The sequence below is a fragment of the Streptomyces sp. 8N114 genome (assembly GCF_052245835.1).
Lineage (GTDB): Bacteria > Actinomycetota > Actinomycetes > Streptomycetales > Streptomycetaceae > Streptomyces.
Window position 1 is genome coordinate 403,762 of record NZ_JBQQBT010000005.1, and the last position, 26,670, is coordinate 430,431.

Consider the following 26,670-nt stretch of genomic DNA (forward strand, 5'->3'; position numbering starts at 1 on the left):
GGGCCGGGCCCCGAGAGCATCTTCCGCTCTCGGGGCCCGGCCCGTTTGTCGCTGGTCCGCGCCCATGTTCTTACGGTTTGCGGCCGTGCTCTTTCCGTTTGCGGCCGTCCGGGTGGGGCCGCTCCCTCCCAGGGAGCGGCCCCGCCCGGGGGCTGTTTCCCTCAGCGCTTGCGGAGGCGGAACTTCAGGTTCAGGGCCTCGTCTTCGAAGTCCGGGCCTTCGATCTCGTTCGGGTCGCCCTGGGCGAACTCCTCGGCGAGGACCTCTTCCGCGATCAGGAAGGTGTGCTCGGCGAGGGCACGGGCCACGTCTTCGTCGTCGGACTGCCAGCGCAGCTCGATCCGGTCGGCGACATCGAGCCCGGAGTTCTTGCGGGCCTCCTGGATGAGCCGGATGGCGTCGCGGGCCAGCCCTGTCCGCCGGAGCTCGGGGCTGATCTCCAGGTCCAGCGCGACGGTGGCCCCGGAGTCGGAGGCCACCGACCAGCCCTCACGGGGGGTCTCGGTGATGATGACCTCCTCGGGGCTGAGGGCGACGGTCTCGCCGTTCACCTGCACGGTGGCCGTGCCCTCGCGCAGGGCCAACGAGAGCGCGGCGGCGTCGGCCTCGGCGATGGCCTTGGCGACCGTCTGGGTCTCCTTGCCGAATCGGCGGCCCAGCGCCCGGAAGTTCGCCTTGGCCGTGGTGTCGACGAGCGAGCCGCCGACCTCCGAGAGGGAGGCGAGCTGCTCGACGTTCAGCTCCTCCGTGATCTGGGTGCGCATCTCGGGGGAGAGGGTCTCGAAGCCCTGCGCTGCGATGAGCGCGCGGGACAGCGGCTGCCGGGTCTTGACGCCGGACTCGGCGCGCGAGGCGCGGCCCAGCTCCACCAGCCGGCGGACCAGCAGCATGTCCTGGGACAGCTCGGGGTCGATCCGGCTGAGGTCGGCCTGCGGCCAGGAGGCCAGGTGGACCGAGTCGGGGGCCCCAGGGCTGACCGGGACGACGAGGTCCTGCCAGACGCGTTCGGTCAGGAACGGGGTGATCGGCGCCATCAGCTTGGTGACGGTCTCGACCACGTCGTGCAGCGTACGCAGCGCTGCGGCGTCGCCCTGCCAGAAGCGGCGGCGGGAGCGGCGGACATACCAGTTGGACAGGTCGTCGACGAAGGTGGAGAGCAGCTTGCCCGCGCGCTGGGTGTCGTAGCTGTCCATGGCGAGGGTGACCTGGTCGATCAGTGCGTGCAGCTCGCTCAACAGCCAGCGGTCCAGCAGCGGGCGCAGGTTCGGCGCCGGGTCGGACTCGGAGGGTGCCCAGCCGGCCGTACGGGCGTAGAGGGCCTGGAAGGCGACGGTGTTCCAGAACGTCAGCAGCGTCTTGCGGACGACTTCCTGGATGGTGCCGTGGCCGACCCGGCGGGCGGCCCAGGGGGAGCCGCCCGCGGCCATGAACCAGCGCACGGCGTCCGCGCCGTGCTGTTCCATCAGCGGGATGGGTTCGAGGGTGTTGCCCAGGTGCTTGGACATCTTGCGGCCGTCCTCGGCGAGGATGTGGCCGAGGCAGACGACGTTCTCGTACGACGACTTGTCGAAGACGAGGGTGCCGACGGCCATCAGCGTGTAGAACCAGCCGCGGGTCTGGTCGATGGCCTCCGAGATGAACTGCGCCGGGTAGCGCTTCTCGAACAGCTCCTTGTTCTTGTACGGGTAGCCCCACTGGGCGAAGGGCATGGAGCCCGAGTCGTACCAGGCGTCGATGACCTCCGGGACGCGTGCCGCCTCCAGCGTGCAGCCTTCCGCGGGGCAGCCGAAGGTGACCGCGTCGATATAGGGGCGGTGCGGGTCGAGGCCGGACTGGTCGCTGCCGGACAGCTCGCTCAGCTCGGCCAGCGAGCCGACGCAGGTGAGGTGGCCCTCCTCGCAGCGCCAGATGGGCAGCGGGGTGCCCCAGTAGCGGTTGCGGGACAGTGCCCAGTCCACGTTGTTGTTCAGCCAGTCGCCGAACCGGCCGTTCTTGACCGAGTCGGGGAACCAGTTGGTCGCCTCGTTCTCCCGCAGCAGCGCTTCCTTGACCTGCGTCGTACGGATGTACCAGGACGGCTGGGGGTAGTAGATGAGGGCCGTGTGGCAGCGCCAGCAATGGGGGTAGCTGTGTTCGTAGGCCACGTGCCGGAACAGGAGACCGCGGGAGTCCAGGTCGGCGACGAGGGCCTCGTCGGCCTTCTTGAAGAACTGGCCGCCGACCAGGTCCACGTCCGGCTCGAACGTGCCGTCGGCGCGGACGGGCACGACCGGGGTGATGCCGTTGGCGCGGGCCACCCGGAAGTCGTCCTCACCGAAGGGCGCCAGGTGCACCATGCCGGTGCCGTCCTCGGTGGTGACGTAGGTGTCGTTGACGACGAAGTGGGCGCCGGGGATGTCGATGAGCTCGAAGGGGCGCTGGTAGCGCCAGCCGTTCATCTCACGGCCCGTGTAGCGCTCGCCGGTGATGTGCCAGCCCTCGCCGAGCGCCGTGTCCAGCAGCGGCTCGGCGACGACGATCTTGTCCTTGCCGTCGGAGGCGACGACGTAGGTGACGTCCGGATGCGCGGCCACGGCCAGGTTGGCGACCAGCGTCCAGGGGGTGGTCGTCCACACCATCAGGGACGCCTCGCCGGCCAGCGGGCCGGAGGTGAGGGGCATCCGGACGTAGACCGAGGGGTCCACCACCGTCTCGTAGCCCTGCGCGAGCTCGTGGTCGGACAGGCCGGTGCCGCAGCGGGGGCACCAGGGGGCGACGCGGTGGTCCTGGACCAGCAGGCCCTTGGTGAAGATCTGCTTCAGCGACCACCAGACCGACTCGATGTACTCGGGGTTCATCGTGCGGTACGCGTCGTCCAGGTCGACCCAGTAGCCCATCCGGGTCGTCAGCTCGGCGAAGGCGTCGGTGTGGCGGGTCACCGACTCGCGGCATTTGGCGTTGAACTCGGCGATGCCGTAGTCCTCGATGTCCCGCTTGCCGTTGAAGCCCAGCTCCGTCTCGACGGCCAGCTCGACGGGCAGGCCGTGGCAGTCCCAGCCGGCCTTACGTGCCACGTGGTAGCCGCGCATGGTGCGGAAGCGGGGGAAGACGTCCTTGAAGACGCGAGCCTCGATGTGGTGTGCTCCCGGCATGCCGTTCGCCGTGGGCGGGCCCTCGTAGAAGACCCATTCGGGGCGGCCCTCGGACATCTCGAGGCTGCGGGCGAACACCTTGCTCTCGCGCCAGAAGTCGAGCACGGCGCGCTCCAGCGCGGGCAGGTCGACCTGGGCGGGCACCTGGTTGTATTGCATCGGCGGGTCTTCTTCCTCCGGCGGACATCGGGAAGATGCTGCGCGTCTTCACTTCCGTCGGAGGGACGAGCTCGCCTGCCTGGCCGGCGGCGGACCCGCGGTACCACCCTCCTTGACGGCGGGCCGTGCCCACCGTCCCCTCATTGGGTCAGCGCTGCCGGTTCTACTCGCCCGGAAGCCTCTTCTTCCGGGTTTTCTTCCGACGGCTCCGGGGTGATCTTCACGCCGCGCTCGCCTCCGGGCTCCCACCGTCCCCGGATCGCTCTGGGCCGCTCACGGACGCTACTCGTCCCCATCAACGCCTCTCGCCGCCCCTAGTGTACGGGGATTCGCCCGCGGGTACGGAGCGGTTTTCGAGCGCCCGGGCGGGGCACAAAGGTTGCAGACCGGCGTGCCCCGTTGCCGTGTGCTTGAAGTCGATTTATCGTTCCGGTCACGTTTCGCGAGCAAGATCACAAAATGTGAAGGGGCCGCGGTCATGGTGGCGGAGGAGAGCGCCGCGAAGAAGACGGCAGCATCGAAGAAGACCACGGACAAGACCGCGGCAGCGAAGAAGGTTCCCGGTAAGGCGGCACCGGCGAAGAAGTCGGCCGCCAAGAAGGTACCGGCGAAGAAGACATCGGCGAAGAATGCGGGGGCGAAGGCACCGGCGAAGAAGGCACCGGCAAAGAAGGCTCCGGCGAAGAAGGCCGCGGCGAAGAGGACCGCGGGGGAACGGGCGGGGGCCGAAGCGGCCGCCGCGGAAGTGACGGCGGCCGAAGCGGCAGCGGACCGCCGGGAGGGCGCCGCGAAGGCGCCCGCCGGGCAGGCCGCACAGACGACGACGGGAGCAGGGACGGTGGCTGCGAAGAAGACTCCGGCAGTGACGGAGGCCGAGGCAGTGCCCTCGGCGCGGAACGGGGAGGGCGCTGCGGCCCCCGGTGAACTGCCGGTGCGCCCCGACGAGGACCCCTGGTCCCCGGAAGAGGTCGAGGAGGCACGTTCCGGGCTGCGGAGCGAGGCCGAGCGGCTGCGGCAGGAGATCATCTCCGCGGAGGAGGCGCTCAACGGGCTGATGCGGGACTCGGGCGACGGCGCCGGTGACGACGACGCCGACACCGGGACCAAGAACATCACCCGCGAGCACGAGATGGCGCTGGCCGCCAACGCGCGCGAGATGCTCTACCAGAGCGAGCGGGCGCTGGAACGGCTGGACGCGGGGACGTACGGGCTGTGCGAGAACTGCGGCAAGCCGATCGGGAAGGCCAGGATGCAGGCGTTCCCGCGGGCCACGCTGTGCGTGGAGTGCAAGCAGAAGCAGGAGCGCCGCTGACCGCCGGAGAACGCCGTGAACGCCGCCGTCCGCGCGTGTCGTACCCTCAAAGCGTGACTGAGGTGGAGCGGCCTGTCGATGGCCCCGACGAAGGCGCGGCCGGCGGCGGCGAACGCGAGCGCACGGAAGGGGAGCGCCCCGAGGGGGAGTCAGCCGCTCCCGTAGAGCGCAGGCGCCGGATCGGTGTGCTGATCGGGGTGGCCGGTCTTGCCTTCGCGCTCGATCTGGTCAGCAAGCTGGCCGTGGTCGCCAAGCTGGAGAACCACGCGCCGATCGAGCTGCTCGGCTCCTGGCTCCAGCTGAACGTCATCCGTAACGCGGGCGCCGCCTTCGGGATCGGCGAGGCGCTGACCATCCTGCTGACGGCGATCGCGGTGGCCGTCGTGGTGGTGATCGCCCGGATCGCCCGGAAGCTCTACAGCACCCCGTGGGCGATCGCGCTCGGCCTGCTGCTGGGCGGCGCGTGCGGGAACCTGACCGACCGGATCTTCCGTGCGCCGGGCGTTTTCCAGGGCGCCGTCGTGGACTTCATCGCGCCCAAGCACTTCGCCGTCTTCAACCTCGCCGACTCGGCCATCGTGTGCGGCGGCATCCTGATCGTGCTGCTCTCCTTCCGCGGTCTGGACCCGGACGGGACCGTCCACCGGGACTGAGCCCCGCGTCTGCCGTCGGCCGCGGCCCTCAGTCGCTGTCGTCCGGTACGTGGACGCGGATGCCGTAGCCGCCGTGGCCGGTGGCCCTGGTGACGGTGAACCGTATTCCGCCGCGGAAGGTGTGGCTCTCGCCCGGGGTGAAGGGTGCGTCCGACATCTCGGCCAGCTCGGTCGGCAGCCGGTCGGCGCAGGCAGCGCCGCCGCCGCTGTGCGGCCGGGAGTCGACGACGCGGACGGGGCCCTCGCCGGTGGGTCTGCCGGAGTCGACGGTGTAGAGCAGCACGCCCTCCGCACAGATGTCCCGGTCAAGCCCGTGGCGGGTGCGTGCCTCGGCGACTATCGCGCTGTGCTGCCCCGTCCGTACGACGGTCAGGCCCGCGTCGGCGGTGCTGACCGGGGAGAGGGTGTGCTCGGTGGTGCCTGCGGAGGTGACGCAGCCGACCCGGGAGCGGGGCAGCCAGCCGAACTTCCACTTGTGCCAGCCCAGCAGGTCGGAGATCCCCGCCATGCTCATCGTGTCCCAGCCGCCCGCGTACTCGACGGAGGCGTTCTCGGCGACGTTGTAGAGGTCGGGCAGGCCGTAGAGGTGGTGGGCCTCGTGCACGAAGTTGCCGCGCTGCCACAGCGCCGCGTCGGTGGCGCGGCCGAAGATGAGGGCCGCCCCGTGCACCCGGGTGCCGGCCGCCCTGAGCCCGTCGAAGGTGTGCGCCTGGGAGACGGTCGGTGCAGCGGGCAGATTGCTGTCGGCGACGATGAAGACCAGGTCGGCACCGTGCACATCGGTGCCCTGGCGCTGTGCGGCCTCCAGTGCGTCCTGGACGTAGCCGCGCATCAGGCCGGTCGGTATGCCGCGGGTGATTCCGTAGGAGGACCACGGCCGCGGCATGCGTATCCAGTCGGAGCTGGTGTCGGTCTTCAGGCGGTACTTCCCGAACGAGGCGCGGTCCCAGAAGCGGTCGCCGTACCGGGAGAAGAAGCGGGCGCGCTCGTGGGCCGGGGTCGCCGCCGGGTGGTCGCTGAAGTCGACCATCAGCATCAGCGCCCGCTTGTGGCCGTGGGGGCGCACGTAGGCGGGGTTGAGCGGGCCCTCGTCGGTGCCGCTGCCCGGCGCTATGGCGCAGGGGCCCGTGATGCCTTGGGCTGTCGCGACCTCGACCGGCGCCAGGGTGAGGGCCGCCGTGGCCATGGCGGTGGCCACGGCTATGGCGCGGCGATGCGCTGGGCTGCGGCGGATGCCCGGCTCCGTGCCGGTGCCCGGCGCGGGGTGCTTCGGTGTCCTGCGCGGCGTCATCGGGCGTTCCCTCCGGGGGTGCTCGACGGTGTCCCGAGGCTCACGTGACACCGTCGGCCGCGGATGGGGGCGCCGCACTCCGGGGCGAGCCGCCCGGGTGAGCGTGGGCCGGGGTGCGGGCGTGTGGGCCGTACGGCGGCGTCCGGCATACTCGATCAGGTGAGCACGCTTCCTGAAACCCGAACCCTGCCCGTACCCGACGGCCTGGAGGGCGAGCGCGTCGATGCGGCGCTCGCCCGGATGTTCGGCTTCTCGCGGACCAAGGCGGCGGAGCTGGCCGCTGGCGGGAAGGTGCTGCTGGACGGGGCGCCGGCGGGCAAGTCGGACCGGGTGCAGGGCGGGGCGTGGATCGAGGTCGAGATGCCCCGGCAGGCGCAGCCGGTGCAGATCGTCGTCGAGCCGGTCGAGGGCATGGAGATCATCCACGATGACGACGACATCGTGGTGATCGTCAAGCCGGTCGGTGTCGCGGCCCACCCCAGCCCCGGCTGGAGCGGTCCCACCGTCATCGGCGGGCTGGCCGCCGCCGGGTACACCATCGCCACCTCCGGCGCCGCCGAGCGGCAGGGCATCGTGCACCGGCTGGACGTGGGCACCTCGGGGCTGATGGCCGTCGCCAAGTCCGAGCGGGCGTACACGCTGCTCAAGCGGCAGTTCAAGGAGCGCACCGTCGACAAGCGCTACCACGCGCTGGTCCAGGGCCACCCCGACCCGCTCAGCGGCACCATCGACGCACCCATCGGCCGCCATCCGCAGCACGACTACAAGTGGGCCGTCACCTCCGACGGCAAGCCCTCGGTGACCCACTACGACCTGATCGAGGCGTTCCGCGCCGCCAGCCTGCTGGACATCAAGCTGGAGACCGGCCGTACCCACCAGATCCGGGTGCACATGGCAGCCCACCGGCACCCCTGCGTCGGCGATCTCACCTACGGGGCCGACCCGACGCTGGCCAAACGGCTCCGGCTGGAGCGGCAGTGGCTGCACGCGGTACGGCTCGGTTTCGAACACCCCGGTGACGGGGGCTGGGTCGAGTACGAGAGCGCCTACCCGGCAGACCTCGAGGCCGCACTGGACAAGGTGCGGGCCGAGAGCTCCTGATTCATGGATCAGCTCGCCCTCTTCTTCGCACTGCTGCTCGCCGCCGTCCTCATGGTCCCGCTGGGGGACAAGCTGGGCCTGCCCTCGCCGGTGCTGATGACGATCTTCGGCGGAGTGCTGGCGCTGATCCCTTCCATCCCGAACGTCACGCTGCCGCCGGAGTACATCCTTCCGCTGGTGTTGCCGCCGCTGATCTACGCGGCGGCGCAGCGTACGTCCTGGCGGCAGTTCGCGGCGAACAAGCGGCCGATCTTCCTGATGGCGGTGGCGCTGGTCTTCGTCACCACCGCTGCGGTGGCCGCCGTGGCCAACGCGCTGGTACCCGGGCTCGGCGTCGCGGGCGCTGTGGCACTGGGCGCGCTGGTGGCGCCGCCCGACCCGGTCGCCGCCACCGCTGTCGCGGGCAACGTGGGACTGCCGCGGCGGCTGGTCTCCGCGCTGGAGGGCGAGGGCCTGTTCAACGATGTGACGGCGATCACCCTCTATCACGTGGCGATCGCCGCCGCCGTGACCGGCTCGTTCTCGCTGCCCGTCGCCGCCGGCGAGCTGGTGCTCTCCGGGGTCGTGGCCCTCGCCGTCGGGCTCGCCCTGGGCTGGCTCGCCAACAAGCTCATGAGCTACCTGGGGGACGCCACGCTCCAGACCGGGCTGACCCTTCTGGTGCCGTTCGCCTCCTATGTGCTCGCCGAGGAGCTGATGGGCTCGGGCGTGCTGGCTGTGCTGACGACGGCGCTCTATCTGGCCTCCGGGCACGCCGTGGACGCGGACGATGTCCAGGGCAGGCTGGCGGGGCAGACGTTCTGGCAGATCGTGGACACGCTGGTGACCGGGATCGCCTTCGGGCTGATCGGGCTGGAACTGCACACCATCTTCGACACCGTCCAGGAGGACTGGCGGCAGCTGCTGCCCGCGGCTCTGGCGGTCGTCGGCGTCGTCGTCATCCTGCGGCTGCTGTGGCTGCTGCCCTCCGCCTGGCTGGCGCAGCGGCTGCACCAGCGCAAGGACCTGGACGAGGACATCCCGCGCAACTGGCGGGAGACCGTCGTCGTGTGGTGGGCCGGAATGCGCGGGGTGGCCTCGGTCGCGCTGGCGCTGGCCGTCCCGCTGTCCGTCGAGCCGGAGGCCGGGGGCGGCGCGTTCCCCGGCCGGGAGGCGATCATCTTCATCGCCTTCGCGGTGGTGATCGTCACCCTGATCTTCCAGGGGCTGACCCTGCCCCGGCTGGTGAGGCGGCTCAACGTGCAGTCCGACAGCGCCGCCGAGCGGGAACTGGAGCGGCAGCTGGCGCTGCGCGTCGCCAAGGCGGCCCGCAAGCGGCTCAAGGAGATCGAAGAGGTCGAGGAGCTGCCGGAAGAGGTCTCCGAGGCGCTGCTGCGGAGGGCCTGGGACGTGGGCGCGCGGATCTCTCCCGAGATCGTCGGCGAGGAGCGCCGGGCCGCGCACAGCAAGCGCGTGGCCCGGGCGCAGAAGATGCGGCGGCTCCAGGGCGAGCTGCTGTCCGCTGCGCGGCATGAGGTCATTGCCGCGCGCGGTGAGGCCGGCGTGGATCCGGAGGTCGTTGATCGGGTGCTGCACCAGTTGGATGTGCGGAGTTTTCGGGGGCTCTGAGCGGGGAGGGGGTGCCCCTGCCTGTCGACTGCGGGCTGCGGGTTGGTCGCGCCCACGCGGCGGAGCCGCACATGAACACAGCCCCGCGCCCCTTCGGGGCGCGGGGAAGCCTCAGACCAGCTTTTCCTGCTGGATGTGCCGGATGCCCGGGAGCGCCTCCGGGTGGTAGGTCTTCAGCCAGGTGATCAGCTCCTCGCGGAGCGAGCAGCGCAGCGTCCACAGATCGTCCGAGGAGCGTGCCGTCACCGCGACCCGCACCTCGATGGTGGTGGGCGTGCTGTCGGTGACCACCAGGCTCCAGCTGCGCCCGTCCCACTCGTCGCTGGCCCGCACCAGCTCCTCCGTCCTGGCGCGCAGCTCGGCGATCGGTGCCGAGTGGTCGAGCTGGAGGAAGACGGTGCCGGTCTGCTGGGGGCCGCCGCGCGACCAGTTCTCGAACGGCTTGCTGGTGAAGTACGAGACCGGCATCGTGATCCGCCGCTCGTCCCAGGTGAGGATCACCAGATACGAGACGGTGATCTCCTCGACGGTGCCCATCTCGCCGTCCACGACGACCTCGTCGCCGATCCGCACCATGTCGCCGAAGGCGATCGACAGCCCGGCGAACAGGTTGCCCAGCGTCGACTGGGCCGCGATACCGACGACGATTCCCAGCACGCCTGCCGAGGCCAGCATCGAGGTGCCGAACGTCTTCATCCCCGGGAACTGGAGCAGCACCGCCGCCACCGCGATCACCGTCACCACGGCGGTGATCAGCCGCCGGATCAGCGTGAGCTGGGTGCGCACCCGGCGCCCGCGCGCCGGGTCGTGGGTGGCGCCCACGTACCGGGTGGCGATCGTCTCCGTTATCGCGGCGACGATCCGCAGGATCAGCCAGGCCGAGGCCGCGATCAGGACTATGGTCAGCCACCGGTCGACACCGCTTCTGTGGTTCTTGGCCAGCTGCGTGCTGTCGAAGAAGGCGCTGACCAGCGCGACGAACAGCACAGCCTGGAACGGGAAGCGACCGCTGCGCAGCAGCCCCCACATCGGGGTCTCCGGGTGGCGGACGTCGAGGCGTACCATCAGCCGGTCGACGGCCCAGGCGAGGACGTACGAGAGCACGAGCGCGCCACCGAAGACGATGACGGGCCGAAGCACGTTCTCCATGGTCGCCTTTCTCCTAGGTCTCCTGGCAAAGGCCCCGGTCGCGGCACCGGGGAGGGTGGCCGCGCGGCGGCTGCGACCGCCCGGGGACCACCGACGACCGTACCTGGCACCATGTGGAGTACCCGGCTCCAGGGCTCTCGCCGGGGGCTCTTTGTGAAGGAAGTGACATCTGTGGCACCCGTACCGATCGTTCTCCTGCACTCCGTGTGCGGGCTCACCGCGGACGTGCACGCCGCGGCGGAGCGGCTCCGCGCCGCGGGGCACGAGGTGATCACCCCGGACCTCTTCGATGGGCGGACCGCCTCCTCGGTCGAGGAAGGGATGCGGATGCGCGAGGAGGAGGGCAGCCCCGACCGCGACGAGCTGCTGCGGCGGGCCGTGACCGCCACCGCACCCCACTCCGGCAAGGGCCTGGTCTACGCGGGCTTCTCGATGGGCGGCTCCATCGCCCAGACCCTCGCACTGGCCGACGAGAAGGCGCGCGGCCTGGTGCTGTTCTCCGGGACGTCGGACATTCCGGAGGACGCAGCGGTGGACGAGCTGCCCGTACAGCTGCATGTCGGGGACCCCGACGCCTTCGAGCCGCACGACTGGCTGACCGCCTGGTATCTGCGGATGCAGCGGGCCGGCGCCGACGTGGAGGTGCACAGATACCCGGGTGCCGGGCACCTGTACACCCACGCCGGACTGGAGGACTACGAGGAGGAGGCCGCGGAGCGCACCTGGCGGTCGGTGCTGGGGTTCCTGGAGACGCTGTAGGCGACAGCCTCAGCGCTCGCAGCGCCCCGTATCCCGGCTCTTGTCCGGGGCGCAGATGTAGCGGCGGTCGGCGGCGTCGTCGCTGACATAGCGGCCCACACACTGGCTCGACGACGTCAGTCCGCGCGCGACGCACCAGTCCGCCACGTCCTGACCGCTTCGGAAGCCGCCGGAGGGGCCGGGGGCGTAGAACATCCAGTAGCCCGGACGCAGTGAGGCATAGCGGCTGCTGTCCATGTAGCGCACCCCCCATCCATGGCGGCCCAGGGTCGCGTGCATCTTGTCGCGCTCGCCGGTGCCGTCCGACTTGGCGACCGAACCGAGCTGGGCGACCCAGGTGTTGGCGGGGGAGCCGGGGCCCGTGGGGGAGGCGCTGGACGCCGGGTCCTTGGTCGGCCCGGTGCTCCCCTCGGCCGCCGGGGAGGGCTTTGTGGCCGAGGGAGAGGGCCCCTTGGCCGACGAGGCGGGCCGCGCGCTGCGCTTGCCCTCGTCCGCGCCGGCGGACCTCCCGTCCGGCCGCGTCAGCAGGAAGGTGCCGACGGCGACGAGAGCGGCCGCCACGACGGCGCCCAGCACAGCGAACGCGACGCGGTTGCGGCTCTTCCCCGGGGTGTCCGTGCTCATCGGCACCGTGGCGGGTGTGCCGGACTGTGACGCTGACGGTGCAGGCGTCGGCGGCGCGGGAGGCACGAAGGGCGCGCGGATCGGCATCGACGTCTCGGTCGGCAGATACGGTGTCGCCTCCCGCCCCTTCGCCACGTCGGTCAGCATCCGCTCCAGCTCCGCGGCGCCGGCCCGGGCCGCGGGGTCCTTGACGAGTACGGCCTCCAGCACCGGCCCCAGGGCTGCGCTGCGTACCGGCGGCGGAACCGGGTCGTCGAGCACGGCGGCGATGGTGGCCAGCGTGGTGGCGCGGCGCAGCGGGCTGTGGCCCTCCGTGCACAGGTACAGCGTCAGCCCCAGTGACCACAGGTCGCTCGCCGGGTCGTCGTCGATGCCCCGGATCCGCTCCGGGGCGATGAACTCCGGGGAGCCCAGGAACTCGCCCGTCGCCGTCACCGTGGCCGAGCCCTGGAGCGCGGCGATACCGAAGTCGGTGAGCACCGCCGAACCGTCCTCGCGCAGCAGCACGTTGCCGGGCTTCACATCGCGGTGCTGGATGCCCGCCGCATGCGCGGTACGCAGCGCGGAGAGCACTTCCCGGCCGAGCCGCGCCGCCTCGCGCGGCTCCAACGGACCCTGGGTCAGCCGCTGTTCGAGCGACGGGCCGGCCACCAGCTCCATCACCAGCCAGGGGTAGGGCCCCTCGTCCACGATGTGATGGATCGTCACCACGTACGGATGGCTGAGCCGGGCCAGGGCACGGGCCTCCCGCAGCACCCGCTCGCGCAGCGCCCGGGAGCCCTCCGAGCCTTCCAGCCCCGCCTCCGGGTCGTCCGGATCGGCGGCCGGGGGCCGGACCTCCTTCAGCGCCACCTCGCGATGCAGCGCGACATCCCGCGCTCGCCATACCGTGCCCATGCCCCCGGCCCCGAGCCGCTCCAGCAGCTCGAAGCGGCCGTCGACGACCTGCCCGCGCCTTCCGCGCCTGCCCCCTGTCATGGGATCAGCGTACGGGCGGACGGCGGCTCAGCGTATCGGTTGATACGTGCGCTCGACGCGCTGTGAGCCGGAGGCGGTGCGGTAGGAGCGGCGCAGTGTGGCGGTGGCGTGCTTGTCGGCTTTGTCCGACAGGACGAAGTAGTCCAGCTGTGCCCGCGCCGCGTCCACGTCCAGCACCCCGAAGCCGTGCGAGTCCATGTCCACCCAGCGCACATGGCGGTTGGCGGCGCGGACGGCCGTCTCGGCGATGCCCGAGAGGGTGTCGGGGGCGACGTGCAGGGTGTCGTCGAGGTTGTCGGAGGTGACGGAGGTGATGACGAACTCCGTGGCGACCGGGGCCTCCTCGGGGTAGTCGGCGGCGCGCAGTGGTACCTCGTTGGCCCAGTTCATATGGATGTCACCGGTCAGGAAGACGGTGTCGGTGACCCGGTTGTCGCGCAGGTGCGCGAGGAGTTCGCGCCGGTCGTCCGCGTAGCCGTCCCACTGGTCGGTGTTGATGGCCAGCCCTTCTTCGGGCACGCCCAGGCACTCGGCGAGCGGGCCGAGGAACTCGGCGGGGACGGAGCCGAAGGCCACCTGGGAGATCATCACCGGATTGCCGACCAGCTTCCAGCGGGCCGGGGAGTCCGCCAGGCCCTTCTTCAGCCAGTCCAGCTGCTTGCGCCCGGTCAGCGTCCGGTCCGGATCGTCGATGTCCGTGCCGTCGCCCACCTTGGCCTGTGCGTCGCGGTACGAGCGCAGATCCAGCAGGTGCAGCTCGGCCAGCCGCCCGAAGCGCAGCGTGCGGAAGGTGGTGCCCGCGGTGGAGGGCCGCACCGGAAGCCACTCGAAGTACGCCTGCTTCGCCGCGGCTATTCGCCCCGCCCAGTCGCCCTCGGCGGCCGGATCGTGGTTGACGGCACCGCCCGACCAGGCGTTGTCGGCGAACTCGTGGTCGTCCCAGATGGCGATGAGTGGATGCGCCGCGTGCATGGCCTGCAGATCGGGGTCGGACTTGTAGTGGCCGTGCCGGACCCGGTAGTCGGCGAGCGAGACGATCTCGTGCGGCGGCTGCACGGTCCGTACGACGGCGTCCCCCGTGGGGTACTCGCCGTGCCCGTACTCGTAGATGTAGTCGCCCAGGTGCAGCACCGCGTGCAGGTCGGAACGGGCCGCCAGATGCCGGTACGAGGCGAAGTAGCCGCCCTCGTAGTTGGCGCAGGAGACCAGCCCGAGGCGCAGGTTGGAGACCTCGGTGCCCTCGGCGGGGGCGGTACGGGTGCGGCCGGTGGGGGAGTGGACACCCCCGGCCGTGAAGCGGAAGTAGTACGTGGTGGCCGGGCGCAGTCCGCGCACATCGGCCTTCACGGTGTGGTCGGCGGCGGCCTCCGCCTTCACGGTGCCGTGCGCCACGGTGGTGGTGAACCCGCGGTCCTCGGCCACCTCCCAGGCCACCTCGACCGGTGCGCCCTTGCCCGAGCCGGGGACGGCGCCGGGCTCCGGGGTGACCCGGGTCCACAGCAGCACCCCTTCCGGGAGGGGATCACCCGAGGCCACACCGTGCACGAACGAGGGACCGGCGTCGGCCGCGCTCGCGCTGGGCAGCGCGCCCGTGAGCGGCAGCAGCGCGGCACCTGCAGCGCCGGCGGCGACCACGGCACGGCGCCGCGGCGCGGGCCCCGCGCCCACGGGGCTTACGGGCAGGGAGTGTTCGGTATCCGAAGAGTCGGTTCTCGGCGAAGTGGTTCTCGTGGAGTCGGAAGAAGTCACGAGCGGTCATGTTACGCAGCAGTAAGACCAAGGGGCAGACCGCAGTTGATGCGATCCGCCCCTCGACGCGTACGGCTGCCGGCCGCTACTGCTACTTCTTCTTCTCCTTGCCCGACTTCAGGTCGACGCCCATGTCCTTGAGCTTGGCGGGCACGTCCTGCGGCTGCACCTGCTTACCGTCGATCTTGATGGTGGGGGTGCTCTGGACCTCGGCGCCGTTGAAGCTGGCGATCATGTCCTTGGCCCACTTGTTGTACTTCTTCTTGCTCTTGACGGCCTTCTCGAACGCCTTGTTGTCCTTCAGCTCCGGGACCGTGTCCGAGACCTTGAGCAGGTAGTTGTTGTCGGCGAACTTGTCGGGCCCCTGCTCTTCCGGGTGCCACTTGGCCGAGTACAGCTGCGCCTTGTAGTCCGCGAACGCCTTGGTGCTCACGGCCTTGGCGGCGCCCAGGGCGCGGGCGGCGTTCTTGGAGCCGGTGCCGCCCATGTTGCCGTCGATGATCGCGCCGAGGTGGATCCGCAGCTTGTACTTGCCCTCCTCGGCACCCTTCTGGAGCGGCTCGCCCACCGCCTGCTCGAAGCTGGCGCAGGCCGGGCAGCGCAGGTCCTCGTAGACGTCGATGGTCTTCTCGGCCTTGGCGCCGCCGGTGGTGACGGCCAAGTCGTCGCCGCTGGAGTCCTGGTCGTTCAGCTTGGCGACGAAAACGCCGATACCGGCCACCACGGCCAGCACCCCGACCACCGAGAGCGCGACCAGCAACTGCCGCCGCGTCCGCTCCTTCTTGGCCTGCTTCTCCCGCTCGATACGCAGCCGCTCGCGGGCGGCGCGCTTGGCTTCCGAACTGTTGCGCTTGCTCATGACTGTTCTTCTCCGTATGTCCGTACGCGAAAGAAAACCCTGCTCAGACCGCCGGTGCGGCGGTGGCGAGCGCAGGCGGCCCGCGACGGTGTACGGAGTGGGTCAGCAGCGGCAGCGTGCGGGGCTCACCAGGCTCCGGCGTACGCCGCGGCAGGGCCGGGCCGCCGCCCCGGAAGGTACGGCGGACGGCAACCGCGAGCCGCAGCGGCCGGAAGGCAGTGGCCGCCACGGCGCGCAGCAGCCCGGCGAGGGCCGCCTCGCCGCGCCGCAGCCACAGGGCGGCCAGCAGGCCCACACCTACGTGCGCGGCCAGCAGCAGCCAGGGCAGCGCCGCGCCCGGCACACCATGGACGCCCAGCGGGTACGCGCCGGCCTCGCCGCCCCGCGCGGCCATCCGCGCCAGGGGCGTGCCGACGCTGCCGCCACCGCAGAGCAGATCGACGCCGACCGAGCGCAGCGGCCCGGTCACCGGTCCGCCGGCCTGCCCGTAGCAGGCGTGCTGGCCGGTGGTGAAGACGGTGTCCGCCGCCAGCTCCAGCGGGATCAGCAGCGCCGCGATCCGCACGAAGCTCCGCTCCCGCCCGGCCAGCGCAAAGGCGAGGGCGAAGATCACCGCGGAGACGACGAGGAACGGGCGCAGCGGGACGGGGGAGCCGGAGAGCAGCACATGGGCGCCGGAGGACAGGGTGACGCACAGGGCTGTGAAAAGCCCCGCGCGTGCTGTCCTTACCCCTGCTGCTCCCATGGTGACCGAGTGTGCCATGGGATTGCGTAAGCGGTCTCTAAAGGGCCGGATCCGGTGGCCCGCATTGCTCGGAGCTTTGCGGTCGGGGCCTCTGCGAGAGGGGCTTCTGCGGTCGGGTTTCTGCGGTCGGGCTTCCGTGATCGGGCTCGGAGCGATCGGGCTCAGACCCCGGGGATGCGCCCGTTGCGGAAGAGGTCCACGAAGATCTGGTGGTCGCGGCGTGCCTGGGCGCCGTACGTGTGGGCGAAGTCGACCAGCATCTCGCGGAAGCCGTCCTCGTCCGCCGAGATCGCCGCGTCGATGGCGCGCTCGGTGGAGAACGGCACCAGACTGTGGCCGCTCTCCGCCTCGTCCGCAGCGCCGTGCATGGTCGCCGTCGCGCGGGCGAGGTCGGCGGTGACCTGCGCGATCTCGTCCGGGTCCGACAGCTCCGACCAGTCCAGGTCCACCGCGTAGGGCGAGACCTCGGCCACCAGCTGGCCCGCGCCGTTCAGCTCCGTCCAGCCCAGCCACGGGTCGGCGTGCGACTGGAGGGCACGCTGCGAGATGACGGTGCGGTGCCCTTCGTGCTGGAAGTAGTCGCGCACGGCCTGGTCGGTGATGTGCCGCGAGACGGCCGGGGTCTGCGCCTGCTTCATATAGATGACCAGGTCGTTCTCGAGGGCGTCGCTGTGGCCCTCCAGCAGGATGTTGTACGAGGGCAGCCCCGCGCTGCCGATGCCGATGCCGCGGCGGCCCACCACGTCCTTGACACGGTGGGCGCCGTGCCGCTCACGGCCCTCGTGCGGCGGGAGGGTGTGCAGGTAGGCGCCGAACGCCTCCAGGACCGCGTCCCGTGTCTCCTTGTCCAGCTCTATGGACCCGCCGCCAGGGCTGAAGCCGCGCTCCCAGTCGCGGATCTCGGTCATGGTGCCCAGCAGCCCGAAGCGGGTGTTGGCACGGGCTGCGCGCAGCGCGTCCAGCACGGGGCCGCGTGCGGTCTCCAGGGTGAGGGTGGGCGGCTCGCTCTCGGCGGTGCCGGAGGCCATGACGCGGATGCGGTCCCGGTAGGCGTCGGCGTAGGTGGTCACCAGCGCGGTGATCTGCTCGTCACTGAGCGCCTTGCTGTAGCCCAGCAGCGCCACGGAGGCCGCGAAGCGCTTGAGGTCCCAGGTGAAGGGGCCTACGTACGCCTCGTCGAAGTCGTTGACGTTGAACAGCAGGCGGCCGTTGGCGTTCATGTACGTGCCGAAGTTCTCGGCGTGCAGGTCGCCGTGGATCCACACCCGGCTGGTGCGCTCGTCCAGGAACGGGCCGCCGTCCCGTTCCTCGTGCAGATCGGCATAGAACAGGCAGGCCGTGCCGCGGTAGAAGGCGAACGCGGAGGCGGCCATCTTGCGGAACTTCGTACGGAAGGCCGCCGGGTCGGCGGCGAGAAGGTCGCCGAAAGCGGTGTCGAAGACTCGCAGGATGGTCTCGCCGCGCTCTGCTGCCTGGCCTGCCGTGGTCATGGGTGCGCTCCGTAAGGCGGTAGGGATGGACCGGTGTACGAGGAACCGAGTGTCTAACGTACGTTGACGTGGCGGGGTGCCCGGTCGGTTCTTCCGCGGCTGTCGGTGGCGGGCCGTAGACTCCTAGGCCGCCCCAGAAGCCCGCGCCCGGAGGTGGCCTTCGTCGTGACCGACAAGCCCTTCACACATCTGCATGTGCACACGCAGTACTCGCTCCTCGACGGCGCAGCCCGGCTGAAGGACATGTTCAACGCCTGCAACGAGATGGGCATGTCGCATATCGCGATGACCGACCACGGGAACCTGCACGGGGCCTACGACTTCTTCCACTCCGCAAAGGACGCCGGGGTCACACCGATCATCGGTATCGAGGGATATCTGGCGCCCGACCACCGCAGGAACACCCGCCCGGTCAAGTGGGGCACCCCGCACCAGAAGCGGGACGATGTGTCGGGTAACGGTGCCTATACACATATGACGATGTGGGCCAGGAACGCCACGGGGCTGCACAACCTCTTCCGCGCCCAGTCGCGCGCCAGCCTGGAGGGCTTCTTCCGCAAGCCCAGGATGGACCGCGAACTGCTCGCCGAGTACGCCGAGGGCCTGATGGCGACCACCGGCTGCCCCTCCGGGGAGGTGAGCACCAAGATCCGCCTCGACATGGAGGACGAGGCCCTGAAGGCCGCCGGGGAGTACCAGGACATCTTCGGCAAGGAGAACTTCTTCGTCGAGCTGATGGACCACGGCATCGACATCGACAAGCGCGCCAGGGACGGTCTGGAGCGCATCGCGAAGAAGATCAACGCGCCCTTCGTCGTCACCAACGACTCGCACTACACCTACGAGCACGAGGCGGCGGCGCACGACACCCTGCTGTGCATCCAGACGGGCAGCAACCTCTCCGATCCGGACCGCTTCAGCTTCGACGGGGCCGGCTACTACCTCAAGTCCGCGGAGGAGATGTACGCCATCGACTCCTCGGACGCCTGGCAGTCAGGCTGCCGCAACACCCAGCTGCTGATCGCGGAACGCATCGAGACCGAGGGCATGTTCGAGCCTAAGAACCTGATGCCGAAGTTCGATGTGCCCGAGGGGTACGACGAGATCTCCTGGTTCCGCGAGGAGGTGCGGCGCGGCATGGCCCGCCGCTACCCGGAAGGCGTTCCCCAGGACCGCCAGGAGCTGGCGGATTACGAGATGAAGGTCATCATCGACATGGGCTTCCCGGGGTACTTCCTCGTGGTCGCCGACTTCATCAACTGGGCCAAGGACAACGGCATCGCGGTGGGCCCGGGACGTGGCTCGGCGGCGGGCTCCATCGTCTCGTACGCCATGGGCATCACCGACCTCGACCCGGTGGTGCACGGGCTGATCTTCGAGCGCTTCCTCAACCCGGAGCGCGTCACCATGCCCGACGTCGACATCGACTTCGACGAGCGCAGGCGCGGCGATGTGATCCGTTATGTGACGGAGAAGTACGGCGCCGACAAGGTCGCCATGATCGGCACCTACGGCACCATCAAGGCCAAGGCCGCCATCAAGGACGCCTCCCGCGTGCTGGGCTACCCGTACGCGATGGGCGACCGCATCACCAAGGCGATGCCCGCCGATGTGCTCGGCAAGGGCATCCCGCTCTCCGGCATCACCGACCCCAAACACCCCCGCTACAGCGAGGCGGGCGAGGTCCGGTCGATGTACGAGAACGAGCCGGACGTCAAGAAGGTCATCGACGCCGCCATGGGCATCGAGGGCCTGGTACGGCAGATGGGCATGCACGCGGCGGGCGTGATCATGTCCAGCGAGCCGGTCATCGACCACGCGCCGATCTTCTCGCCGAAGAACGACGGCACGGTCGTCACCCAGTGGGACTACCCCAGCTGTGAGGCGCTGGGCCTGCTGAAGATGGACTTCCTGGGGCTGCGCAACCTCACCATCATGGACGACGCGGTCAAGATGATCCGCAAGAACAAGGGCGTCGACCTCAAGCTCCTGGACCTGCCGCTGGACGACCCCAAGACCTTCGAGCTGCTGTGCCGCGGTGACACGCTGGGCGTCTTCCAGTTCGACGGCGGCCCCATGCGCTCCCTGCTGCGCATGATGAAGCCCGACCACTTCGAGGACATCTCCGCCGTCTCGGCGCTGTACCGCCCCGGCCCGATGGGGATGAACTCCCACATCAACTACGCGCTGCGGAAGAACGGCCAGCAGGAGATCACTCCGATCCACCCGGAACTGGAGGAGCCTCTCAAGGAGGTCCTCGACATCACCTACGGCCTGATCGTCTACCAGGAGCAGGTGCAGAAGGCCGCCCAGGTCCTGGCCGGCTACTCGCTCGGACAGGCCGACCTGCTGCGCCGGGCCATGGGCAAGAAGAAGAAGGAGGTTCTCGACAAGGAGTTCGTGAACTTCCAGAAGGGCATGCGGGACAACGGCTACTCCGACGCCGCCGTCCAGGCCGTCTGGGACGTGCTGGTGCCGTTCGCCGGATACGCGTTCAACAAGGCGCACTCCTCCGCCTATGGGCTGGTCACCTACTGGACGGCGTATCTGAAGGCCAACTACCCGGCCGAATACATGTCCGCGCTGCTGACTTCGGTGCGGGACGACAAGGACAAGTCGGCGGTCTATCTGAACGAGTGCCGCAAGATGGGCATCAAGGTGCTGCCGCCGAATGTCAACGAGTCGGAGGCGAACTTCACCTCGAAGGACGACTCCACCATTGTTTTCGGTCTTACGGCCGTCAGGAATGTGGGCCAGAATGTGGTGGACTCGATCGTCAAGTGCCGGAAAGCAAAAGGTAAATACTCTTCTTTTCCCGATTTCCTGGACAAGGTCGAGGCCGTCGTCTGCAACAAGCGCACCGTCGAGTCGCTGATCAAGGCCGGTGCCTTCGACGAGATGGGGCACACCCGCAAGGGCCTCACCGCGCAGTTCGAGCCGATGATCGACAACGTGGTGCAGGTGAAGCGGAAGGAGGCCGAGGGGCAGTTCGACCTCTTCGGCGATCTGGGCGGGGACGACGCGGCGGATTCGGGGCCCGGCTTCGGGCTGGATGTCCAGTTCTCCGAGGAGGAGTGGGACAAGACGTATCTGCTCGCCCAGGAGCGGGAGATGCTGGGGCTCTATGTCTCCGACCATCCGCTCTTCGGGCTGGAGCACGTACTGAACGAGAAGGCCGACGCCGCCATTGCGCAGTTGACCGGCGGTGACTATTCGGACGGCTCGATCGTGACCATCGGGGGGATCATCTCCGGGCTCCAGCGGAAGATGACCAAGCAGGGGAATGCGTGGGCGATTGCCACCGTGGAGGACCTGGCGGGTTCCATCGACTGCATGTTCTTCCCCGCCACGTATCAGTTGGTCTCCACGCAGTTGGTGGAGGACGCCATCGTTTTCGTCAAGGGGCGGCTTGACAAGCGGGAGGATGTGCCGCGGCTGGTCGCGATGGAGTTGCAGGTTCCGGATCTGAGTGAGGCGTCGGCGTCGGCGCCGGTCACCATCACGATTCCGACCGTGAAGGTGACGCCGCCGCTTGTTGAGAAGCTCGGGTATGTGCTTACCCAGCATCGCGGGTCCAGCGAGGTGCGGGTCCGTTTGGAGGGGGCGCGTAAGACGACGGTGCTGCGGCTTGATCGGCACCGGGTAACTCCTGACCCCGCGCTCTTCGGTGACCTCAAGGAATTGCTGGGTCCCTCCTGCCTCGCGGGGTAGCCCCTGGGGCCCGCCCAACAATGCGTGAGGACCCAAGGCTGGGCCCTCACGCATTGAGGCGGCTCACTCAGTTGTGGCCGAAGCGGCGTTCCCGCACTTTGCGGAGGTCTGCGGGGGCGCGCTCGGCGGCGGCTGCCTTGGCGCGTTCCCTCTCGCGTCGTTGCTCCTCGGCGGAGCGGCCTTGCCGGAGCTGTTGACGGTTCTTGTTCTTTGCCATGATCGCCTCCCGCGACGAGGGCCGGCTGCGAGGAAGACCGCCCTCTCGTTCAGGTTTGCACGCCCCGAAATGCCACGCATGTCGGACAATTACCGCGAGTGAGTGCCGGGCGGCGCCACGCCGATGATCGAGTTCCGGCTGATAACCCCCGTACGGTCGGGCAGACTCGAAGGACACGGGGGACCGGCCGGCACGCGCCGCGTGGCGAAGGCACAGCCTCGGCTGTGCGTCATGACCGAGAGTGGGTGGAACGTCGTGGACCGCTGCGTCGTCCTGGTGGACGCCGGTTATCTGTTGGGCGCCGCCGCCAGCCTCCTGGCCCGGGAGCCCACCCGCTCGCGGATCACCGTCGACCACGCCGGTCTCATCCAGGCACTGCGCCAGCAGGCCGAGGCGGACACGCAGTGCGCGCTGCTGCGCATCTACTGGTTCGACGGCGCCCCGGACCGCGTGCCCCAGCCCGAACACCGCAGGCTGCGCGTGATGCCCAGGGTGACCGTACGGCTCGGCGCCCTCACCCGAAGTGACGGGCGGTGGGCGCAGAAGGGCGTCGACGCCGCCATGCACGCGGAGCTGACCGAACTCGCCCGCAACCGCGCCTGCTCCGACATCGTGCTGGTGACCGGCGACGGCGATCTGCTGCCCGGCCTGATGTCCGCGAAGGAGCACGGCGTCGCCGTCCATCTGTGGGCCGTCCAGGCAGCCGACGGGGACTACAACCAGTCCGAGGACCTGGTCGCCGAGGCGGACGAGCGGCGTGTGCTGGACCGTACGTGGATCACGCCCGTCGTCCGCGCCAAGGACCTCACGGCGCCCTGCGCACCCCAGCCCGCGCCCCGCCCGGAGATCGCCGCGATCCTCTCCGCGCCGCTGCCGGAGACGGCCAAGAACGGCGACGCCGTGGACCGTCATCCGGCCGCACCCCACGTGGCCCCCGGGCCGCCCGGTCAGCCGCCCTCGCCTGCCCCGGCCGAGCCGCGGGCCGGGGACGCCGTGGGAGCCGAGCCGGACACCGGCGCCGAAGGCGACAAGCGGCATGCGACCGCAGGCTCGGCGCCCAACCGCACCGAGGGCGTCCCCACGCCCAAGGATCTGGCGGACCTGGGCCGCCACGGTCAGCAGGCGGGCCCACAGGCCGGGCCGCCGGGCGCCACGCTGCGCTGGTCGTCCGACCGCGGTTGGGTCGAGCGGGCCGCCCCCGGCGAGTCGCCCGAGACGGCGGCGCTGCCGATGCTCGCCCAGCTCACCACCGCCGAGCAGCGTTGGGCGGACCGCGAGGAGGACATCACCGCGGTCAGCGGCGACCCGTTCGAGGTCGGCCAGGTCTTCGCCCGCCGCTGGATCGAGCGGCTGACCAACGACAGCCATCTCGCACAGCTCTCCGGCGAGTACCCGCGCATCCCGCACCGGATCGACGGCGAACTGCTGCGTTACGCGGCCCGGTTCGGGCTGCTCGCGCACAAGGACGACCAGATCGACGAACACGACCGCTACGCGATCCGCGCGGGCTTCTGGCGCGAGGTCGACGCCCGTTCCGACACTTCGGCCGAACACGCCCCTGCCGGGGACTGACCGGGCCGGAAGGGCCCGCAGCGGGGCGCCGCAACCCGGACGCGTACCCTCATAGGTCGTGAGAACGGGCACTCGGCAGGCGGTGGACAGCTCGGTGGCAAGCGGAACGACGCCGACCCGGGCCGCCGTGCGCGTCGAGGACCTGGTCAAGACCTACCCCCCGGTGCGGGCCCGGCGGGGCACACCGGCGGCCCCTGCCGTCCGGGCCACCGACGGCATCTGCCTGGAGGTACGGCAGGGCGAGATCTTCGGCCTGCTGGGCCCCAACGGCGCCGGCAAGTCCACCCTCGTACGCCAGCTCACAGGGCTGCTGCGGCCCGACGCCGGAGCGGTCCAGGTGCTCGGCCACGACCTGGTACGCCATCCGGAGCGGGCCGCACGGCTGCTCGCCTATCTGGGCCAGGAGTCCACCGCGCTGGACGAGCTGACCGTGGGGCTGGCCACCGAGACCACCGCGCGGCTGCGCGGGATGGCGACCGCGGCGGCCCGCGCGGCGCGCGACGAGGTGCTGGCCGAGCTGGGGCTGACCCAGCTGGCAGGCCGGCCGATCAAGAAGCTCTCCGGCGGGCAGCGGCGGCTGGCGTGTGTGGCGGCGGCGCTGGTGGGGGACCGGCGGCTGCTGGTGCTGGACGAGCCGACCACCGGTATGGACCCGCACGCGCGGCGCGCGGTGTGGGCGGCCGTCGACCGGCGCCGTGCCGAGCGCGGGGCGACCGTACTGCTCGTCACCCACAACGTGATCGAGGCCGAGACCGTGCTGGACCGGGTCGCCGTGCTGGACCGGGGCCGGGTGATCGCCTGCGACACCCCCGGCGGGCTCAAGGCGACCGTCGGCGGTGAGGTGCGGCTGGAGCTGGTGTGGCGCGAGCGGGCTCCGGTGGAGCTTCCGGACGTCGCCGCGCTCGCCGCCGACGCCGTCGTCACCGGTCGCTGCTGGACGCTGCGGCTGTCGCCCGAGGCGGCTCGGGAGGCGGTCGCGCAGGTCACCACGGGGGCGGCGTTCGCCGCGCTCGACGACTTCCGGCTCGCCACCCCGAGCCTGGAGGACGTCTATGTGGCGCTCGGCGGCCGGGCCGTCGGCCAGGACGGCGCCGAGGGCCTGGTCAAAGCATGAGGGCGGAGAGGGCTACCTCCCCGGCCGGAGCCGGAGCCGGAGCCGGAGTCGGGAGCCGGGGGAGAGGCGCGACGATGAGGACGACGGTGACGAGCCCTACGAGGACCGACGGCGACGCGGTGAGGCACGGTGTCGCGGGAATCGACGGTTACCGCGCAGCCGCCGGTGCCGGAGCCGATGCCGATGCGAGTGGCGGTTCCTCTGTGGGCGCCGGTGCCGGTGAGGGTCCGGATGGTCCGGATGTGCCGCTGGCGCCGCGGGCGCGGCTGTGGCCCGCGCTGGGCGCCGTCTACCGTGCGCAGCTCTCCCGGGCCCGGGTGGCTCGGATTCCGCTGCTGTTCGTCGCGACGTTCCAGTCGCTGGGGATCATGGTTCTGATGCGCGGCGTGGTGGACGGCGGCGCCGAGGCGCGGGCCGTGGTCGCCGGGTCCAGCGTGCTGGTCGTCGCCTTCGTCGCCCTCAATCTGCTGGCGCAGTACTTCGGGCAGCTCCGCGCGGGCGGCGGGCTCGACCACTACGCGACGCTGCCGGTACCGGCAGCGTCCGTGGTGCTGGGGGCCGCGGCGGCCTACGCGTCCTTCACCGTGCCCGGTGTGGTGGTGACGGCGGTGGCGGGCAGCGTGCTCTTCCAGCTTCCGCTGGGCGGGCTGTGGGTGCTGGTGGCCGTCGTCCCGCTCGCCGGTGCCGCGCTCGCCGGGCTGGGAGCGGCGCTGGGACTGCTCGCCCCGCGCCCCGAACTGGCCACACTGGGCGGGCAGCTGGGAATGTCGGCGGCGCTGCTGCTGGGAGTGCTGCCCGCGGGCGGGCTGCCGCTGGCGGTCCGGTGGGCGCGGGATCTGCTGCCGTCCACGTACGGGGTGGAAGCCTTCGCCCGCACCTTCGAGCCGCACCCCGACTGGGGGCATGTCGTGGCCGACCTGGCCGTGTGCGCGGCCGTAGGGGTGCTCTCGCTCGCCCTTGCCACCCGCGCCTACCGCTGGGCCGCCACCCGCTGACCCCGCGCGGCATGCGCTGAGCGGGCCGGGGCCTTCCGTACGGGGCGGGCCTGGCACGATGGCGGGGTGACCGTACCGACGCCCTCCTCTCACAACCCGGACCACTCGCACCCCTCCGCGCCCCCGGCCGGACCGGGTGACCAGCCCGGCACCGCCGCCTCGGCCCCGCCCCCCGCGCCGCCGCACGCGGTGAGCGCGGGCTACGGCGGCGAGGGCGGGCCGCTCGTACGCCGCGAGCTGCGGGACGCCGCCGTCTGCGCCGTGGCCGTCGCCGTCGTCGGGGTGCTGCTGGGAATCCTGTGGCTGTGGCTGGCGCCCCGGGTGCCGCTCTACACCGACGGGAAGCTGGTCCTCTTCAAGCACCCCGAGGGCGAGGAAGCCATCGGCGCGGAGGGCGTCTTCGGGCTGCTCGGCCTGGCACTCGGCATCGTGACGGGCATCGCCGTCTTCCTGCTCCGCAGAAAGGGCGGCGTCGGTCTCGTCGTCGGACTCGGCGTGGGCGGACTGCTGGGCTCCGTACTGGGATGGCGGACCGGTATCTGGCTCGGCCCCGAGACCAACCTGTCCGCGGCGGCGCAGGCAGCCGGCAAGGGCGCCACCTTCGACGCTCCGCTGGAGCTGCACGCCTATGGCCTGCTGCTGGTCTGGCCCTTCGCCGCCGTCCTCGTCCATCTGCTGGTGACCGCCTTCTTCGGCCCCCGCGATGACGCCTCCGGCGCGGTTGTCGCGGCCCCGCAGCATTGGAAGAGCTGACCGCTTCTGGGCAGGGGGTGCCCCTTGCTCGATCCCGCAGGCTGCGGGTGGGTTTGTGGCTGGGCGCGCAGTTCCCCGCGCCCCTGACGGGGCGCTCTCACCTGCGAAGCTTGGGCAGTCTGCTCCCCCAAGCTCTTCGAGCAGGGGGTACCCCCAGGGCGCAGGGTGGGCAAGCGCAGCCCCCATGGGCGGGTCAGCCCTAGGTGCGGGCCACCGGGGCCACCACGGCGCCGGTCAGTTTGGCCAGGTCCGAGGGGGCAAGCTCGATTTCCAGCCCTCGGCGGCCGGCCGAGACGCAAATCGCGGCGTACTCCTCAGCGGAAGCGTCCAGCACCGTGGGGAGCTGTTTGCGCTGGCCCAGTGGGGAGATACCGCCGCGTACATAGCCCGTCGTACGCTCGGCCGCCGCGGGGTCGGCCATGGCGGCGCGCTTGCCGCCGGCCGCCGCCGCGAGGGCCTTGAGGTCCAGCGAGGCGGACACCGGGACGACGGCGACCGTCAGGGCGCCGTCGACCTCGGCCACCAGCGTCTTGAAGACCTGCTCGGGCGGCACTCCCATGGCCTCGGCGGCCTCTTCGCCGTAGGAGGGAGCTGCCGGGTCGTGCTCGTAGGCGTGGGTCTCGAACGCGATGCCCGCCTCGGTGGCCGCGACGATCGCGGGGGTCGCCGACCCCTGACGCTTGTTCTTCTTCGCCATGCT

At 70.7% G+C, this 26,670-nt stretch carries 20 protein-coding genes; 10 read left to right on the top strand and 10 right to left on the bottom strand.

The window, feature by feature from the left end:
* Nucleotides 1–161 precede the first annotated feature (161 nt).
* A complete protein-coding gene (gene ileS / locus ACTWQF_RS14655; protein WP_443279788.1) occupies nucleotides 162–3,290 on the bottom strand; it encodes an isoleucine--tRNA ligase in 3,129 nt (1,042 codons plus the stop codon).
* Between the two features lie 478 nt (nucleotides 3,291–3,768).
* Here ileS and ACTWQF_RS14660 point away from each other — a divergent pair, with 478 nt between their 5' ends.
* Entirely contained in the window at nucleotides 3,769–4,602 is an 834-nt protein-coding gene (locus ACTWQF_RS14660; protein WP_443279789.1) for a TraR/DksA family transcriptional regulator, read from the top strand.
* Nucleotides 4,603–4,655: 53 nt separating this feature from the next.
* Nucleotides 4,656–5,255: a signal peptidase II gene (gene lspA / locus ACTWQF_RS14665; RefSeq protein WP_443279790.1), complete on the top strand. Its 600-nt coding sequence runs from the start codon at nucleotides 4,656–4,658 to the stop codon at nucleotides 5,253–5,255.
* A 28-nt stretch (nucleotides 5,256–5,283) separates the two neighbouring features.
* Here lspA and ACTWQF_RS14670 read toward each other — a convergent pair whose 3' ends face one another.
* The gene (locus ACTWQF_RS14670; RefSeq protein WP_443279791.1) at nucleotides 5,284–6,546 is read right to left on the bottom strand and encodes a peptidase M6; all 1,263 of its coding nucleotides are present in this window, start codon (nucleotides 6,544–6,546) and stop codon (nucleotides 5,284–5,286) included.
* Nucleotides 6,547–6,705: 159 nt separating this feature from the next.
* Between ACTWQF_RS14670 and ACTWQF_RS14675 the strand changes: the two genes are divergently transcribed.
* Nucleotides 6,706–7,647 (top strand): RluA family pseudouridine synthase, encoded by a 942-nt coding sequence (locus ACTWQF_RS14675; RefSeq protein WP_443279792.1) that lies wholly within the window; start codon nucleotides 6,706–6,708, stop codon nucleotides 7,645–7,647.
* Nucleotides 7,648–7,650: 3 nt separating this feature from the next.
* Nucleotides 7,651–9,255: a Na+/H+ antiporter gene (locus ACTWQF_RS14680; RefSeq protein ID WP_443279793.1), complete on the top strand. Its 1,605-nt coding sequence runs from the start codon at nucleotides 7,651–7,653 to the stop codon at nucleotides 9,253–9,255.
* 111 nt (nucleotides 9,256–9,366) lie between these two features.
* Here ACTWQF_RS14680 and ACTWQF_RS14685 read toward each other — a convergent pair whose 3' ends face one another.
* Entirely contained in the window at nucleotides 9,367–10,404 is a 1,038-nt protein-coding gene (locus tag ACTWQF_RS14685; RefSeq protein WP_443279794.1) for a mechanosensitive ion channel family protein, read from the bottom strand.
* Between the two features lie 171 nt (nucleotides 10,405–10,575).
* Between ACTWQF_RS14685 and ACTWQF_RS14690 the strand changes: the two genes are divergently transcribed.
* Complete coding sequence (locus ACTWQF_RS14690; protein WP_443279795.1) at nucleotides 10,576–11,163, top strand: dienelactone hydrolase family protein; 588 nt, start codon at nucleotides 10,576–10,578, stop codon at nucleotides 11,161–11,163.
* A gap of 9 nt (nucleotides 11,164–11,172) precedes the next feature.
* Here the strand turns inward: ACTWQF_RS14690 and ACTWQF_RS14695 are convergent, their stop codons facing one another.
* The 5 genes from ACTWQF_RS14695 to ACTWQF_RS14715 all read right to left on the bottom strand — a co-directional run bounded on the left by ACTWQF_RS14695 (nucleotide 11,173) and on the right by ACTWQF_RS14715 (nucleotide 17,608).
* The gene (locus ACTWQF_RS14695) at nucleotides 11,173–12,765 is read right to left on the bottom strand and encodes a protein kinase domain-containing protein (RefSeq protein WP_443279796.1); all 1,593 of its coding nucleotides are present in this window, start codon (nucleotides 12,763–12,765) and stop codon (nucleotides 11,173–11,175) included.
* 27 nt (nucleotides 12,766–12,792) lie between these two features.
* Complete coding sequence (locus tag ACTWQF_RS14700) at nucleotides 12,793–14,433, bottom strand: alkaline phosphatase D family protein (protein WP_443279797.1); 1,641 nt, start codon at nucleotides 14,431–14,433, stop codon at nucleotides 12,793–12,795.
* A 172-nt stretch (nucleotides 14,434–14,605) separates the two neighbouring features.
* Nucleotides 14,606–15,373: a thioredoxin domain-containing protein gene (locus ACTWQF_RS14705; protein ID WP_443279798.1), complete on the bottom strand. Its 768-nt coding sequence runs from the start codon at nucleotides 15,371–15,373 to the stop codon at nucleotides 14,606–14,608.
* A gap of 43 nt (nucleotides 15,374–15,416) precedes the next feature.
* Complete coding sequence (locus ACTWQF_RS14710; RefSeq protein WP_443279799.1) at nucleotides 15,417–16,118, bottom strand: hypothetical protein; 702 nt, start codon at nucleotides 16,116–16,118, stop codon at nucleotides 15,417–15,419.
* 161 nt (nucleotides 16,119–16,279) lie between these two features.
* Nucleotides 16,280–17,608: a DUF2252 domain-containing protein gene (locus ACTWQF_RS14715; protein ID WP_443279800.1), complete on the bottom strand. Its 1,329-nt coding sequence runs from the start codon at nucleotides 17,606–17,608 to the stop codon at nucleotides 16,280–16,282.
* A gap of 165 nt (nucleotides 17,609–17,773) precedes the next feature.
* Between ACTWQF_RS14715 and dnaE the strand changes: the two genes are divergently transcribed.
* A complete protein-coding gene (dnaE, locus tag ACTWQF_RS14720) occupies nucleotides 17,774–21,319 on the top strand; it encodes a DNA polymerase III subunit alpha (RefSeq protein WP_443279801.1) in 3,546 nt (1,181 codons plus the stop codon).
* A 67-nt stretch (nucleotides 21,320–21,386) separates the two neighbouring features.
* Here dnaE and ACTWQF_RS14725 read toward each other — a convergent pair whose 3' ends face one another.
* Nucleotides 21,387–21,536 (bottom strand): hypothetical protein, encoded by a 150-nt coding sequence (locus tag ACTWQF_RS14725; protein ID WP_443279802.1) that lies wholly within the window; start codon nucleotides 21,534–21,536, stop codon nucleotides 21,387–21,389.
* 231 nt (nucleotides 21,537–21,767) lie between these two features.
* Between ACTWQF_RS14725 and ACTWQF_RS14730 the strand changes: the two genes are divergently transcribed.
* The 4 genes from ACTWQF_RS14730 to ACTWQF_RS14745 all read left to right on the top strand — a co-directional run bounded on the left by ACTWQF_RS14730 (nucleotide 21,768) and on the right by ACTWQF_RS14745 (nucleotide 25,970).
* Nucleotides 21,768–23,108 (top strand): NYN domain-containing protein, encoded by a 1,341-nt coding sequence (locus ACTWQF_RS14730; protein WP_443279803.1) that lies wholly within the window; start codon nucleotides 21,768–21,770, stop codon nucleotides 23,106–23,108.
* Nucleotides 23,109–23,190: 82 nt separating this feature from the next.
* The gene (locus ACTWQF_RS14735; protein ID WP_443279855.1) at nucleotides 23,191–24,222 is read left to right on the top strand and encodes an ABC transporter ATP-binding protein; all 1,032 of its coding nucleotides are present in this window, start codon (nucleotides 23,191–23,193) and stop codon (nucleotides 24,220–24,222) included.
* 74 nt (nucleotides 24,223–24,296) lie between these two features.
* Entirely contained in the window at nucleotides 24,297–25,217 is a 921-nt protein-coding gene (locus ACTWQF_RS14740; protein ID WP_443279804.1) for an ABC transporter permease, read from the top strand.
* 66 nt (nucleotides 25,218–25,283) lie between these two features.
* Nucleotides 25,284–25,970 carry a hypothetical protein gene (locus tag ACTWQF_RS14745; RefSeq protein ID WP_443279805.1) on the top strand — a complete coding sequence of 229 codons (687 nt, stop codon included), beginning with the start codon at nucleotides 25,284–25,286 and terminating at the stop codon, nucleotides 25,968–25,970.
* 199 nt (nucleotides 25,971–26,169) lie between these two features.
* Here the strand turns inward: ACTWQF_RS14745 and ybaK are convergent, their stop codons facing one another.
* Nucleotides 26,170–26,667 carry a Cys-tRNA(Pro) deacylase gene (ybaK, locus tag ACTWQF_RS14750; RefSeq protein ID WP_443279806.1) on the bottom strand — a complete coding sequence of 166 codons (498 nt, stop codon included), beginning with the start codon at nucleotides 26,665–26,667 and terminating at the stop codon, nucleotides 26,170–26,172.
* Between the last annotated feature and the right edge of the window lie 3 nt (nucleotides 26,668–26,670).